At 41.0% G+C, this 15,000-nt stretch carries 15 protein-coding genes; all 15 read left to right on the top strand.

From position 1 onward, the window contains the following. The first annotated feature begins 19 nt into the window (after positions 1-19). Positions 20-469 (top strand): JAB domain-containing protein, encoded by a 450-nt coding sequence (locus tag QSE00_RS04905; RefSeq protein WP_286105082.1) that lies wholly within the window; start codon positions 20-22, stop codon positions 467-469. A gap of 16 nt (positions 470-485) precedes the next feature. Next, positions 486-683, top strand: coding sequence for a hypothetical protein (locus tag QSE00_RS04900; RefSeq protein ID WP_286105081.1), 198 nt, complete (start codon positions 486-488; stop codon positions 681-683). Positions 684-1,027: 344 nt separating this feature from the next. Further along, positions 1,028-1,636: a BfmA/BtgA family mobilization protein gene (locus QSE00_RS04895; RefSeq protein ID WP_286105079.1), complete on the top strand. Its 609-nt coding sequence runs from the start codon at positions 1,028-1,030 to the stop codon at positions 1,634-1,636. A 1-nt stretch (position 1,637) separates the two neighbouring features. Continuing rightward, positions 1,638-2,672 (top strand): MobB family relaxase, encoded by a 1,035-nt coding sequence (gene mobB / locus QSE00_RS04890; protein WP_286105078.1) that lies wholly within the window; start codon positions 1,638-1,640, stop codon positions 2,670-2,672. Further along, a complete protein-coding gene (locus tag QSE00_RS04885; protein WP_286105077.1) occupies positions 2,669-4,120 on the top strand; it encodes a type IV secretory system conjugative DNA transfer family protein in 1,452 nt (483 codons plus the stop codon). The genes mobB and QSE00_RS04885 overlap by 4 nt, the downstream gene beginning before the upstream one ends. Before the next feature lie 193 nt (positions 4,121-4,313). After that, a complete protein-coding gene (locus QSE00_RS04880) occupies positions 4,314-5,120 on the top strand; it encodes a helix-turn-helix domain-containing protein (protein WP_353477443.1) in 807 nt (268 codons plus the stop codon). Between the two features lie 137 nt (positions 5,121-5,257). Then, positions 5,258-5,743, top strand: coding sequence for a YdeI/OmpD-associated family protein (locus QSE00_RS04875; RefSeq protein ID WP_286105075.1), 486 nt, complete (start codon positions 5,258-5,260; stop codon positions 5,741-5,743). A 2-nt stretch (positions 5,744-5,745) separates the two neighbouring features. Next, positions 5,746-6,567 carry a helix-turn-helix domain-containing protein gene (locus QSE00_RS04870; protein WP_286105074.1) on the top strand — a complete coding sequence of 274 codons (822 nt, stop codon included), beginning with the start codon at positions 5,746-5,748 and terminating at the stop codon, positions 6,565-6,567. A 63-nt stretch (positions 6,568-6,630) separates the two neighbouring features. Continuing rightward, on the top strand, positions 6,631-7,755 hold the full coding sequence (locus QSE00_RS04865; protein WP_286105073.1) for an epoxide hydrolase family protein: 1,125 nt from the start codon (positions 6,631-6,633) through the stop codon (positions 7,753-7,755). Between the two features lie 78 nt (positions 7,756-7,833). Next, entirely contained in the window at positions 7,834-8,301 is a 468-nt protein-coding gene (locus QSE00_RS04860) for a DUF1579 family protein (RefSeq protein ID WP_286105072.1), read from the top strand. A gap of 18 nt (positions 8,302-8,319) precedes the next feature. After that, positions 8,320-8,889: a dihydrofolate reductase family protein gene (locus tag QSE00_RS04855; protein ID WP_286105071.1), complete on the top strand. Its 570-nt coding sequence runs from the start codon at positions 8,320-8,322 to the stop codon at positions 8,887-8,889. 4 nt (positions 8,890-8,893) lie between these two features. Further along, positions 8,894-9,319, top strand: a complete 426-nt coding sequence (locus QSE00_RS04850; protein WP_286105070.1) for an SRPBCC family protein — start codon at positions 8,894-8,896, stop codon at positions 9,317-9,319. A gap of 85 nt (positions 9,320-9,404) precedes the next feature. Beyond that, positions 9,405-10,259 carry a DUF2911 domain-containing protein gene (locus QSE00_RS04845; RefSeq protein WP_286105069.1) on the top strand — a complete coding sequence of 285 codons (855 nt, stop codon included), beginning with the start codon at positions 9,405-9,407 and terminating at the stop codon, positions 10,257-10,259. A gap of 198 nt (positions 10,260-10,457) precedes the next feature. Beyond that, positions 10,458-11,684 carry an efflux RND transporter periplasmic adaptor subunit gene (locus tag QSE00_RS04840; protein WP_286105068.1) on the top strand — a complete coding sequence of 409 codons (1,227 nt, stop codon included), beginning with the start codon at positions 10,458-10,460 and terminating at the stop codon, positions 11,682-11,684. Positions 11,685-11,804: 120 nt separating this feature from the next. Continuing rightward, positions 11,805-14,990, top strand: a complete 3,186-nt coding sequence (locus QSE00_RS04835) for an efflux RND transporter permease subunit (protein WP_286105067.1) — start codon at positions 11,805-11,807, stop codon at positions 14,988-14,990. Positions 14,991-15,000: the final 10 nt, after the last annotated feature.

Here is a 15,000-nt window from a genome sequence, read left to right as displayed (position 1 = left end):
AATCTTAATCAGAATAACAATGAAGAGTAAAGTTAACGAAATACAGATAAGTTACCGAGAAAAGATGGCAACTTTAAAATCCGATCCTATCAAAAGTTCAGAGCATGCAGCAAAATTGCTTTTTGACACTTGGGACAAGAATACCATTGGATTACAGGAAACCTTTAAAATCCTATTGTTGAACAACTCCAACAAGGTCAAAGGGGTCTATCCATTATCGACCGGGGGCATTACGGGTACTTTGGTAGATGTGCGCATCCTGTTCGCCATAGTACTAAAAACCCTTTCCGTTGGAATTTTACTTGCCCACAACCACCCAAGTTATAAGACCGAACCCAGTGAAGCGGACAAAAAGTTGACCGATAAAATTAAACGGGCAGCGCAACTTTTTGACGTGAGGGTACTCGACCATTTGATTATCACGCCCAATGGGGAGTATTACAGTTTTGCCGATAACGGATTGTTATAACCTTCAAAAAGAAGCTATGATTCATTTAAATTATAACAACCTCGATGACGAAACTCAACAAAGATTGTTATCGATGTCAAAAAAAGACATCGAAAAGCGGTTCGGGGAACAATTAAGGAACTACGCTAGGGAACACTTTAAAAATCACAAAACCCTATTGGAAGAAGAAGCGATACGAAATCTATACAATTACAGGTATAATTTTAAAATCTGACGCATCAAATTGAACCAAGTAAGCCCATTTATTATGATGGGCTTTTTTTATGCCCAACAAGTTGAAAATCGTATCTTTAAAGCGTTGGACAACAACATTTTTTTGGTCATTACCAATCCCGTCCCGATAGCTATCGGGATGGGTGATTTGACTTTCCTTGAATGACCAAATCCATAGAAATGTAACATAAAAAGCAACTGACTTTTTATTCAGGTTGTTCGGAAAATTTTGGTCCCGCAGGGACGAAATTTGGAGAAGCAAGAGGGTAACACGCACAGCGGTGTTACGGCTATCTATTTGCCTGTAAAATACTGTAAATCATAACCTTAAAAACATATAAGTAATTGATTAACAAGGGCTTTTACAGTAAATGCAGCCAGACCGCCCATAAACAGGCGATTTTTTACAGTAAAATGGAAGAAGGTAACTATCAAAAATATCGGTTTTCGGCAATCAGCATCAAAAAGAAAACGGCCGTACGCTTTCGGGCATTTTCCCGTCTGGTGTCGGATTCCCATACACGTACCCTGGAGGCCGTCATGGACTTTTTTGAACGGAACGACCTTTCTCCCAACGATGACCTGGGGATCAAGAACAACCGGACCAACAAACGTATCAATGCCGTGATTGCCATCCTGAAGAACATCGAAAAGCAACAGACCCTGCCCACTAAGGTCATGTTGGACACCTTGTTTCAGGAAATGTCCCAAGTGGAGGACCAAGAAAAGGAAGAAAGCTTTGATTTCGGAACACCGGAACCTTTTAGCAGGGACAGGGAACTGGAGCATTACCAAAACCGCTATGAGGAAATGCGGCAACAGCTCGGTCGGTATAAAAACCGTATGCAGGATGTAATGGAACGAATGGATTATGTAAAAGGAACGTTCGGCAAAGGGTATTTTAGACTGGATATGGGCAAGGATGAATTTGAAAAACTTAAAAAGGGATTATAGGATGTACATCACCATCACAGCACAAAAAACTGAAGGCAACTATGCCCAAAGTGCCTCCAATTTTGTGGACTATCTGGAAAAGGAGAACGAGGGCAAGATCGTAGAAGAACAGGAACTCTTTTTTAGTCAATATGGGGAGGAAATATCCGCAGAAGAGGTCATCAGGGAAATCGACGGGAACACCGCCAAGCTGAAAAAGACCGAACCCAAGTTCTATTCCATTACCCTGAACCCGAGCGGACGTGAACTGAAAGCCATACAGGATTCCCCCGAAGCACTCAAACGCTATACAAGGGAAGCCATGAAGGAATACGCCAAAGCGTTCCATAGGGAAATTGACGGTAGGCCCGTTACCGTTGATGATATTAGGTACTATGCGAAGGTGGAACGGCAGCGCACGTTCAAGGGAACCGACAAGGAAATCCGGGAGAACCAACCCTATGCCACACGGATATTGGAGTTAAAGCAACAGATACGTGTTATTGAGGCAGGACAGCAAGCGGGCAATATCCGTAAACTAAACAAGGAAATCCAAAAATTTGAGGTAGCGGCGCCGTACCAATTGAACGGTAAACGCATTGTTCGGGGAATGGCCAAACCGGGACCGCAGAGCCACGTACATATCATCGTCAGCCGAAAGGATGCCAACAACCGATACAGCCTTTCCCCTGGGAGCAAGCACAGAGCCTCCGAAGTGGAAATGCACGGCAAGTCCGTAAAACGAGGCTTTGATAGGGATTCCTTTATCAAAAATTCCGAAAAGACATTTGACACCATGTTCAAGTTCAAACGTAATTATGTAGAGAGCTATACCGCCCGCAAGACTTTTTTAAAAGACCCCAAACTGTACTTTTCCCTGATAACCAAACTGCCTACCAACGAAAAGGCCGTGGCCTTTAAATTGCTTCAAAGGTCTGGGGTAAATACCACCTTGTTGAACATCCCTACGAATAAGCTCCAGCTCACCATCAAGGCCATCAACCAACTGAAAAAAGGCATTGGCAAGGCCATCGAATCAGGCTCCATCGGGATATGAACTGGCAGTGGGAACATATCGCCTTTTATATTATCGTACCTGTTTTGTTCGTAGGCACGATACTCTATGGGCTGTTCTATGCGGAAGGAAAAAACTCGACCGATAAAAAGTACAGGGTACGTTTCAAGCTGAAAAATGGCAGGTTCAAAATTGACAATGTCCGTAGAGGGGTTTCCATCATCGGTTCGGCAGGTAGTGGAAAAACGGAGAGTGTCATCTATAATTTTTTAAGGCATTTCAGCAAATGTGCTTTCTCTGGGGTCATCCACGATTATAAGGATTTTGAACTCACCGAGATTGCCTATCCACTTTTCAAGGAAAAAAATATAAAGTTCTATACCATAGCCTTCGACCGCATCCAGTATCGGGTCAACCCGATTGCCCCAAGATACTTGCCCAATGAAGAAAGTGTCAATGAGGTGTCCCGGGTGCTTATGGAAAACCTCTTGGAACAGAACCTTTCGGAAAATACGGGGAGCAACAAGTTCTTTTCCGATGCCGTAGAGGGTCTCTTGGCGGGACTTATCTGGAAAATGAAGACCGGCTATCCCGATTTATGCACCCTGCCCCATATCATTGCCCTGTACCAGACCATGGGCAGCAAGAAACTGGTAGCCTTCCTGAAATCGGATTTTACTTCTTGGAACATGGCCAGTGCCTTTATCAACGGTATCGAATCAGAAAAGCAGACCGCCGGGGTAAAAAGTACACTCTCCAATGCCTTTAAAAAAATCAGTTCGCAAAAGCTGTTCTATGTGCTTTCAAAAGATGAAGTGCCCCTTGACGTTAACAATCCCAAAAATCCAGCGGTGATTTCTTTGGTCAACCATCCGAAATATGATACGGCCTATTCCCCGGTCATCGCCATGATAATGCATACCATCATCAAACAAATGAGCGTCCGTAACCGTAACTTTTCCTTTTTGTTGATGGAAGAGGCCCCGACCCTCAAACTGCCCAATATGCACCGTATTCCCGCAACGCTTAGAAGCTATGATATCTGTACTGTTTATGTGATGCAGGACAAAATCCAGAATGACCTGCTTTATGGTGAAAAGGCAAGCAAGGCTATTTTGAGCAACCTGTCCTATCAGTTTTTCGGGAAGGTGAACGACCCCGATACGGCCAAGTACTACGAACGTTTCTTTGAGATTATCAAAACGCCGACCAAGAGCATCAGTAAAAGTAGCGGGCTGAGTTTTGAGAGCCGTATCACCAAAGGTGAACGGGAAGTTTCCAAACGGAGGGCTGATGTTTTTTTCCGATTGAAACAGGGCGAGTTTGTTGCTTTTGCCGATGGGAAGGATAAAAAAATTAGGTTTGCCCATGATTCTATCAAAAGAGAAATACCCCATCAAAATATGCAAACTTCAGAAGCAGATATTGATTTTAATTATAAACGGATATTTCAACAAGTAAGCCAAATAAAACTAACAGGTAACGGTTAGGTCTTAATCATCACAAAACAACACAATAAATTTGAAATAAGTTGAAAATTCTAATTTAGAAGAAATCTTTTATTATTACTAAATCATTAAATATTTATACCTTTGTTTAATAAAAATTCATCCTAAAATGGCCTTTATTGAATAAACCATGATGTTTTATTGTGACTGGCCGAATTTATTGGGTCAATAAAATATGGTTTATTACAATGAAATACCTCCTCCAAAGGCCTTAAGTAGTTATATAAAAAACTTTTGGTGTCTCGACATATTCGATGACGAATGTAAGGCCAAAACCATTAATGTCCTGGCTGATAAATTCCCAAGGCTTGTTATCCAATGCCTCGATGGAATGAGTGGGACAAAATATGCGACTACTTTAGAAGAAGTGCCCTTTGCAAGCATATGCGGGGTGGCAACTGAACACGCAAAATACGAAATGTGTGGCAGGTATTCCCATGTCGCCATTCGCTTCTACCCACATGCTATTAAGGAAATTTTCGGGATCGATGCGCATTATGCTCTAAATACCTTCTTAGACCTGCATAATTTTTGGCCAAGTGATTTTATCTTAAAAGTCATGTGTGCCAAAACCTATCATGAAAAAATTAGACTGCTTAGCGACTTTATATTATCCCAATTAAGAAAGAGAGCAGTAAAACACGATAGCTTGGTTACACATTTTCTGTTTAATGGTTATAAAAATTCATATAGGGAAACCATGACAGATTATCAAATCAGTGAACGGCATTTCGTGAGACGTTTCAAGCAAACGGTAGGCATTACACCAATGATGTACAGAAGAATGTGTCGTTTTGAGGTGTCCTTACACAAATTAAGGACTAACGATTTTAATGAACTGGTGGACATTCCGTATGAATTCGATTATGCTGACCAATCACATTTCAACCGTGAATTCAAGTTGTTCACAGGGCTCACCCCTACGCAATTTTTGTCCCTTCAAAGAAGCGTTGAAGAGAGCAACTCCTTTCTCTCTGAATAAACATTGAAATGTCTGATTTATTCTATTGAATCGCGTCACAAATAAATATGTTTGTCAACATCGTTCGTCAATCAATAAATGGAAGTGTGAGTAGGTTTTTCAATACGTGAGTTTACTATCAAATAGCAACAAAATAAATGCAAAAATTTAATGCAATATTAGAAATAATTGGAGTCAACCCGTTTGTATTTGTACCAATAAAAATACTTGACGAGATTTTTTCTGTTGCTGGAAAGGATAAAGGTAAAATCCCAGTATGCGGAACGGTAAACGGTAGAAAATATACACAGACTTTGATTAAGTACAGCGGTGAGTGGCGACTTTATATCAATACGACCATGCTCCGCGATTCACCTAAAAAAATCGGGGAAAGCATTGAAGTCGAAATAGAATTTGACCCAAAAGATAGGACAATACAATCACATTTTAAACTGACCAAAGCACTAGAAGAGAACAAGGAAGCTCAAAAGATTTTTGATGGTCTATCGCCTTCGAAACAAAAAGAAATAGTACGTTATATTTCATTCTTGAAATCTGATGAAAGTATTGCACGGAATGTTGAAAAAGCTATTGGTTTTTTGCTCGGAAAAAACCGATTTATTGGGCGTGATAAACCATTGTAAAAATGATTTACAAAAAACACATACCGGGGTTTCCGCTGTCACAGTATATAGAATATATAATTTATGCCAATGGCCCACAATCCCTGCCTTACCTTATGGAGTTGCCGGATGGTAAGGTAAACCTGATGATAGAATTGAACGATGCCACCACCAATACGTTATTTACGGAAAAAAACCTACAGGGCAAACATACCATGAAACATGGATGGATTTCTGGCTCCAACCCAGAGGCGATAGTCTATCAATGCAATAATGACTCGGCCATTATGAGCATTCGTTTTGCTCTTGGAGGTTTTTATGCACTGACTAAAATCCCAATGACAGGAAGTATTTACCCGGGCTTGGAAACTGAACTTTTACTTGGCTCATCCTTCAATAAATTGTATCAAAAACTAATTAATGAACTGGATATCGACCTAAAATTTAAACATATCGAATACTACTTTACAAATTATATCAAAGACAATGTTTTTCAAACTTCCATTGTAAAATTCATTGATAATAATTTGAATAAACCTATTGATTGGCTCGTCTCAAAATCAGGTTATTCACAAAAACAACTGATTCATTTAGTTAAGACCCAAACAGGTTTTTCACCCAAATATTTACAGCGTCTCCAAAGGTTTCAGAGAGTTGTAAAATGTTTAGAGCATCAGGTGGATAAAATAAATTGGTCGGGCATAGCCCATGAACATGGTTATTTTGACCAAGCACACTTTATAAAAGAATTTATCCATTTCACCGGACATAGCCCCGTTGCATATTCCAATATCAACAGGGCCACCGAACTCAATAGGGTGTACACCACCATCAAACTTTTCTAGTAAGTAAATTTTTTACAATGGAAAGAAACGGGCAATCCCGAAGTTTGCCAAAAAGAAAGTATTATGTCAACAATCAACAAGTTTAAAATCAACGTTCAACAAGAGGTGTTGGACGATTTGTCGGCTCGTCTTCACAATACCCGTTGGATTGAGGAACCTGCTGGCTCGGGTTGGGGCTACGGAACCAATTCTGGCTATCTTAAGGAATTGGTAAATTATTGGAAGAACCATTACAATTGGCGTAAACATGAGGAAGAATTAAATAAAATACCACAATACACAACTGTAATTGATGATGTTACCGTTCATTTTCTTCATATAAAGGGAAAAAGCACATCAAGCAAACCTCTATTGCTAATACACGGATGGCCGGATTCTTTCCTTCGCTTCATAAAAATAATTTCATTGCTAACAGATAATCAAAATTCATTTGATTTAATAATACCGTCCATACCTGGTTTTGGCTTTTCTAGCCATCATGCTGTTAATAGTGATGTTACGGCGCAAATATTCAATAGGCTGATGTCAGATGTGCTTGGTTACGGTCAGTATTTTATAGCAGGTGGCGATATGGGAAGCGTGGTTGCAAAGTCTATGGCCAATCAATTTCCTGAGCGTGTAAAAGCAATTCACATTACAGATGTAGGCTATCCGGATGGCACAGAGGATTGGAGTACCATGTCTCAGGCTGAACAAAAGTTTGGACAGACAATCCAAGGATGGTTCTTTACAGAGGGAGCATTCAACATGATACAATCCACCAAACCACAATCGTTAGGATATGGACTCAATGACTCTCCGGTAGGCTTGGCAGGATGGATTTTGGAAAAATTCAATTCATGGAGCGACAATAACGGTGATATAGAGAACAGTTTTACGAAAGACGAACTGATTACAAATATTATGGTTTACTGGGTAACACAATCCATTAATAGTTCCATCCGTACCTACGCAGAGAATGGAAAAATGGCCTATATGGGCGGTTTAAAATCATCTCAAAAAGTAACTGTACCAACTGGGGTTTCCTTATTTCCAAAAGAAGCTCAATTTCCTAAAGAATGGGCTGAACGAATGGTAAACTTGGCAAGCTTTACAAAAATGGAAAAAGGCGGTCATTTTGCGCCAATGGAAGTTCCGTATGTTTATGTAGTTGAACTAAACAATTTTTTTTCGCGATTTGATATATAACTATTCGCCAGAGTTAGCAGACAAATAATGGCATATCAATAAGACAGAAATTAAGAACAGAATTTTAAAAATTGACAAATGATAAAATTAATAAACCTGAACAGTAAATTTATAGGGCATTGGAAAGGCACATATCGTTTGGTGCTTAGCTGGTTGCCAGAACCTGACTATATCTCAGTTTCAAATATGGAGATTAAATCCGTTGCAAATGGCAAATTCCTTGTTCTGAGCTATGATTGGCAACATGAAGGAATTAAACAGGACGGTTTACTATTAATTGGCAACCATAATAAAAAGGCAGATGTTACAGCTTCATGGGTTGATTCTTGGGGCATGGGCGGAAAAATCATGAATTGTTTTGGAGCAATAAATCAACAAGGTGATATTATCATAAAAGGCTCTTATGAAGTACCGGATGGTCCTGATTGGGGTTGGCGAATTGAGATTCCATGTCCCACCAAGGATACTTTACAAATTATCATGTACAATCTCACTCCTGAAGGGGAGGAATCCCTAGCAGGTGATGCGAATTACACACGAGTTTGAATCACAATGCTAAGTAGTATGAGAAAAATAGTATTGATTATCCACACTTCGATTGATGGATTTGTAGCAGGGGAAAATGGCGAATTTGATGAATTAGTTCAAAGCCCTGAAAACCTTGATTTTGTTTGTAGTCTAACCGAGAAGGCTGACGCTGTTTTGGCAGGTCGCATGTCGTTTCAAATGCTGGACAGTTACTGGCCCACTGCCCACAAAAACCCAGATGCCTCCGCCAGTGAAGTAAAGTATTCAAATTGGTACAACAGTACCGAAAAGATAGTACTATCAAAATCGTTCACTGAAAAGAAAGGTGGTAGTGTTAAAATCTTATCGGAAAATATTAAAGATGGCCTTTTGCAGATGAAGAATAAGAAAGGCAAAAATATTTTGCTGTTCGGCAGCCCGTCGGTTTACAAAGCATTAACAAAACTGAATTTGATTGATGAGTATTGGATGATTGTGTACCCTGTTCTTTTGGGAAAAGGCATACCGCTTTTTGATGATCTAAAAACTTCGGTAAAGTTGAAATGTTTGAGTTCAAAACAGTTTAGTAAAGGGGAAATAGCAATTCACTACAGTGTAGAAAACTAAAAATATGAGGACAGAAAAACTAATCGTAAAAGACCAAACAGAAATCAACGCTTCCAAAGAAAAAGTTTGGGAAGTATTGACAAACCCAGATTTTATAAGGAAATGGGACGACATTCCTGAAAATTATCCAGGCGGATATTTAAAATTAGGGAGCATAATTGAATGGGAAGGTTATTCAAAAATGACCGTAACAGAATTTAACAAGCCAAGTAAACTAAAAATGAACTTGTATCTGCCCAAAGTTGAACTTGCCCCTTCAGCGTATGATGTAAATTACACCTACTTTCTAAACGAAGAAAATGGAAAAACAACTTTGAGGTTTGAAATTGGGGATTTTTCCCCATTACCAAAAGCCAAAGACTATTATGATGCTTCATTAGAATGGGTTGAAACTGCCAAAAAGAAAATCAAGGAGCTTGCCGAGAAGTAGAATATAGATTTAGTTTGATTAACAGATGTGAAGAAGCTGTCCCCTGAATATTTATAGGGCGACAACCAATAAAACGATAGAACAAATGAATAAAGTATTTCAAAAGTTGATTTTGACGTGCGCTATCTTAAGCAGTTCTACCGCAGTAAAAGCTCAAGTGGACTTTCCTAACCCAAGCCCTATGCAAAGGGTAATTCAGAACTTTGGTATGTCGAAGATTGAATTACAATATTCAAGACCGGGAGCAAAAGGAAGGAAAATGATTGGATATGTTGAACCCTTTGATTCCGTATGGAGGACAGGAGCAAATGCACCGACCAAAATCACATTCTTTGACCCTGTGGAAATTATGGGACGCAAGATTGATTCAGGAACCTATGCTATTTATACCATTCCACGGAAAAAGGTATGGACGGTGATCATTAATAAAGGTATTCAAAACTGGGGTTCTGATGACTATAAAGAAAGTGATGATGTTTGTCGATTTGAAACAACGAAAGAAAAATCCAGCCAATTCAGAGAAACACTGTCCTTTGAGTTTAACAATGTCAAACAGGAAAGCTGCAGTCTTGTGCTGAGTTGGGAAGACTGGTCTATTACCATACCCATCAAAGCAAATTACAAAGACCGGCTCAGAAACCAGATAGAAGCCAACATCACAAGTTCAAATCCGAATTACTGGGAAGCAGCCCAATTCTATTATGAATATGACAGCAATCTCCAAGCTGCATTGGAAATGATCAACAAGGCAATTGAGGGATGGGAAAAAGTAAACGGTAAGCCTTACTGGCAGCACTATTACAAAGCTAAAATATTGAAGGATTTAGGAAGAAAGACAGAGGCTATGGAAGCGGCTAAGTTGTCAGCAAAACAAGCAAGAGAACATGGGAACCGAAATAACTATCAGAAGCTGAATGAAGATTTGATTAAATCTTTGTAGCCCTCCCACTTTTATAGCCTTCCCTAAAAATTGATCTTTAAACAAACTTGTTCAATATTTTAAGAAGCATTTAGATTTAAGATTCAACTTACAAAGTGAAGATTAGATTTTGGTCATTTATGAAAGCATATTGGTTAGGGACATGGGGGTGGTCCACAATAAATTTGCCATGTCAAAAACATTAATCAATATATTAAAATGAAAAAAATTAACATAAATACCCAAAAGTTTTCCAAAAGTATTTTGACAGTAGCCGGATTACTCGTTGTTGTAATTATAATAGTAGCTTTTACATCGGAAGATAAAGAAGTGGTCGAAGCTGCACCCATATCCCAAGCGATGCCGGTAGAGGTATCCACTCCGGTTTTTGAAAAGATTACTGAATGGGACGAATATACCGGCCGTTTTGAGGCCAGCAATCGGGTGGAAGTACGGGCCCGTGTAAGTGGATTTTTGGAAAGTGTCAATTTTGTGGATGGACAAAAGGTAAAAAAAGGGGATGTACTTTTTACCATTGATGATAGACCCTTTAAAATTGCATTGGATCAGGCAAATGCAGATTTAAGTCAAGCCCGGGCATCCTTAAAAACGGCAGTGGATAATTTTGAAAGGGTAGAATCACTTCGTGAATCGGGAGCCGTTTCCATAGAGGAATACGATCGCAGAAAACAAGCGTTGGAATATGCCAAGGCAAGTATTCAATTGTCCCAAGCAAGGGTCGATGATGCCAAACTGAACCTGGAATTTACAAGGGTCAGGGCACCTATTGGCGGTTTGGTGAGCAGGGATAGGGTAAATGAGGGCAACCTGATAGATGGGGGGGCTGCCAATTCCACTTTACTGACCACTATTGTCGATACAAGCCCGATCGACTTTTATTTTATCGGAAGTGAATCCGATTATCTAAAGTATGTCCGTTTGGCAAGAAGCGGGAAAAGAGGGGCTGCCCGTTCCGAGGGCATCCCGGTATTCATTAAACTTCAGGATGAAACGGATTTTGTTCATGAAGCAAAAGTGGATTTTGTGGATAATGAAATAGATAATAGCACGGGAACAATAGAGACCCGCGCAGTATTGGAGAACAAGGACGGCCTGTTAGAGCCCGGGATGTTCGGAAAAGCAAGGATAATGGGAAGTGCCGAATACGAAGCCATTATGATTCCCGATCATATAATCGGGACCAATCAATCCATTCGTTTCGTGTATGTTCTGGGAGATGATAATCTTGTAACCGTAAGGAACGTTACATTAGGGCCGTTGCACTCCAATGGATTGAGAATCATAAGGAAAGGTCTGTCCCGTGAGGATAAACTCATCACCAATAACATCCAAAAAATAGGCCCTGGTATGGTCGTTGCCCCAATAGAAGCCAACTTTCAAAAAGAAAGGTCGGAAGAATTGGCAGTGACCGAATTGGAACGATGAACATCGCATTTAAACAACCCTAAAAATTATTGTAGTCCCATACGATCGCTCCTTTCCTATCCATAAAATCGGAGAAGAAAGGAGCAATGGGAATCTCTTTTTCCAATTGTAAACAAGATTATGAAATTCAGTCACATTTTTATAAAAAGACCCATTTTTGCCGCAGTACTTAGCGTGCTTATACTCATTGTGGGGGGCTTGGCCTATTTTTCCTTGCCGGTATCGCAATTTCCCGATGTGGCCCCACCAACGATAGAAGTGGTGGCGCTATATCCAGGAGCCAATGCCAAAACACTTTCGGAAACGGTGGCATCGCCACTTGAAAAGGAGATCAATGGGGTCGTGGATATGATCTATATGACCTCCCAATCATCCGCAGATGGCCGGGTTGTACTGCAAATAGCCTTTGAACTGGGTACAGACCTTGATAGGGCGCAGGTACAAGTTCAAAATAGGGTTTCCATAGCGGAACCGAAGTTACCAGAGTCCGTTCGTCGACTGGGTATTACGACCAAAAAAATAGCTCCCGATATTTTATTGGCAATCGATATAAACTCCCCGAAAAAAACGTATGATCCAACCTATATGGGCAATTATGCGACCCTTCAATTAAAGGACGAGCTGGCGCGTATTAAAGGTATTGGGGACATACAAATATTTGGGGCAGCGGAATATGCCATGCGCATCTGGTTAGATCCTGATAAGATCGCCAATTTGGATATGACGGCGGGCGAAGTCGTTGCAGCACTTAGGGAACAGAATGTTCAAATTGCAAGTGGAACGTTGAATACCTTGCCTTCTGGCAACCAATCCGCTTTTGAGGTAAATATCCAGACACAGGGAAAACTTACTACTGTTGAGCAGTTCGAAAATGTTATTGTAAAATCCGATGGAAACGGACGAATAGTGCAATTAAAGGACATTGGGCGTGTAGAGCTCGGTGCGCAGAATTATAGCTCAAAAGGATATTTGGGCAAAGATCCTATAATTACGATGCTTATACTGCAACAGCCGGGAGGAAATGCTTTGGAAACCGCATCTGAGATCAAGGCAAAAATGGCGGAACTTTCCAAGAAATTTCCGGAAGATCTGGAATACAAATTAACATATAACCCAACAGAATTTATTCAAAAATCGGTCGATGAAGTGTACCGTACCATTTTTGAGGCGACCATTCTGGTCGTATTGGTGATATTGTTGTTCCTGCAATCCTGGAGGGCCGCCATTATCCCGATTTTGGCTATACCCGTATCGCTTATCGGAACTTTTGCCGTGATGCAGGCCATAGGTTTTTCACTGAACAACCTTACTTTGTTCGGAATTGTGCTGGCCATTGGTATTGTGGTGGATGACGCCATTGTTGTGGTGGAAAATATGGAACGCTATCTGGCCAAGGGATTTTCCCCCAAAGAGGCCGCACATAAAACAATGGATGAGGTCGGGGGAGCCTTGGTGGCCATTGGGCTGGTCTTGATCGCCGTATTTGTTCCCACGGCATTTCTGGATGGAATTTCGGGCCAGTTTTACAAACAATTTGGAATGACCATTGCAGTGGCGACCGCTATTTCCGTATTTGTCTCACTGACCTTGAGTCCTGCCATGGCCGCACTATTGATGAGACACGAACCAAAGGACAACAAAAGCAGGTCTATCCTATTAAGGCCCTTCACGTATATCGGTAACGGCTTTAATCGCTTTATGGACAGATTGTCGGACAATTACGGGAAAACGGTCCAAAAATTGGTCAGGACCGGAGCAATGGTGTTACTGGTTTATGGTGGCCTTATCATAATTACTGGCTTTGAGTTTAACAGGGTGCCCAAAGGGTTTATTCCAGCTATGGATCAACAGTATTTCATTGCATTGATCCAGTTGCCACCAGGGTCATCCATATCCAGGACCGATGAAGTTGTCAAGGAAGTAATCGACTTGACCTTGGAAATCGATGGTGTGGATAATGCGGTTTCTTTTACAGGTTTGGATGCTGCATCTTTTACGAATGCCTCAAATGCGGCTACCATATTCCTGACCTTGGAAGACTTTGACGTTAGAGGAAAGAAAGGCTTGGATTATCAGGAATTGTTAGGGACCATTCAAGGGAAAACGTCGCAAGTGGACGATGCTTTCGTAATCGTGGTCCCTCCACCGCCCGTTAGTGGTATTGGTAATGCCGGAGGGTTTAGGATGATGGTTCAGGACAGGGCCAATTTGGGAACGGATGCACTGTTGAATGCCACTTATGCCTTGGCGGCAGCGGCGAACAAAGATCCCATGTTAAGTAATGTGTTTACTTTTTTTGACAATCAAACGCCTCAATTGTACTTGGATATAGATCGGGTAAAGGCCGAGAAGTTGGGTGTAAATGTTAATGAGGTTTTACAGTCATTGGAAGTTTATATGGGATCGGCCTTTGTAAACGAATTCAATTATCTGGGCAGGACATTTCAGGTTACCGCACAGGCGGATGCCCCTAACCGGTTAACACCAGATGATATATCGCGTATTAAAGTAAGAAACAACAAAGGTGAAATGGTCCCATTGGGTACCATATCGAACCAAAAGGACATTGCGGGGCCGGCGAGGATCCCAAGATTTAATCTGTACCCTGCTGCCTCTTTGAACGGGGATGTATCCCCGGGCTATAGTTCTGGACAGGCCTTGGAGAGAATGGAACAATTGGCTGAAGAAATTCTTCCACAGGGAATCTCATTTGAATGGACCGAAATGGCCTATCAGGAAAAACAAACCGGGAATACGGCAGGGATCGCGTTTCTTCTGGCCGTTGTATTTGTCTTTTTATTGCTGGCGGCCCAATTTGAGAGCCTTGTGCTCCCCCTTGCGGTCATATTTATAGTGCCCATGGTTTTATTGTCGGCAATCATCGGAATTGATTTGGCCGGATTGGATAACAATATCATGGTACAAATAGGGTTGATCGTTCTGGTAGGGCTGGCAAGTAAGAATGCCATTTTGATCATCGAATTCGCCAAACAGTTGGAAGATCAAGGGAAGGATCTTAAGACCGCCGTAATAGAAGCCTCCAAATTAAGGTTAAGGCCTATCCTAATGACGGCCATGGCATTTATATTGGGGGTGGTACCTTTGACCATTGCTACCGGGGCCGGTTCGGAACTCCGGGTATCTTTGGGGATCGCGGTATTTAGTGGAATGCTGGGCGTAACCGTTTTTGGTATTTTCCTGACTCCGGTATTTTATTATTTGGGTAGAAAATGGACCTCTGGACCTTCCCGGGCCAGTACCATTAAACCGGTTCCATCAAGTATCGAAAATACCGAATTAACATAAAACTTTAAAA

This window comes from Arenibacter flavimaris (genome assembly GCF_030291335.1).
GTDB lineage: Bacteria > Bacteroidota > Bacteroidia > Flavobacteriales > Flavobacteriaceae > Arenibacter.
Note: the sequence above shows the minus strand (reverse complement) of the source record. Positions and strands in the feature narration are given on the sequence as shown.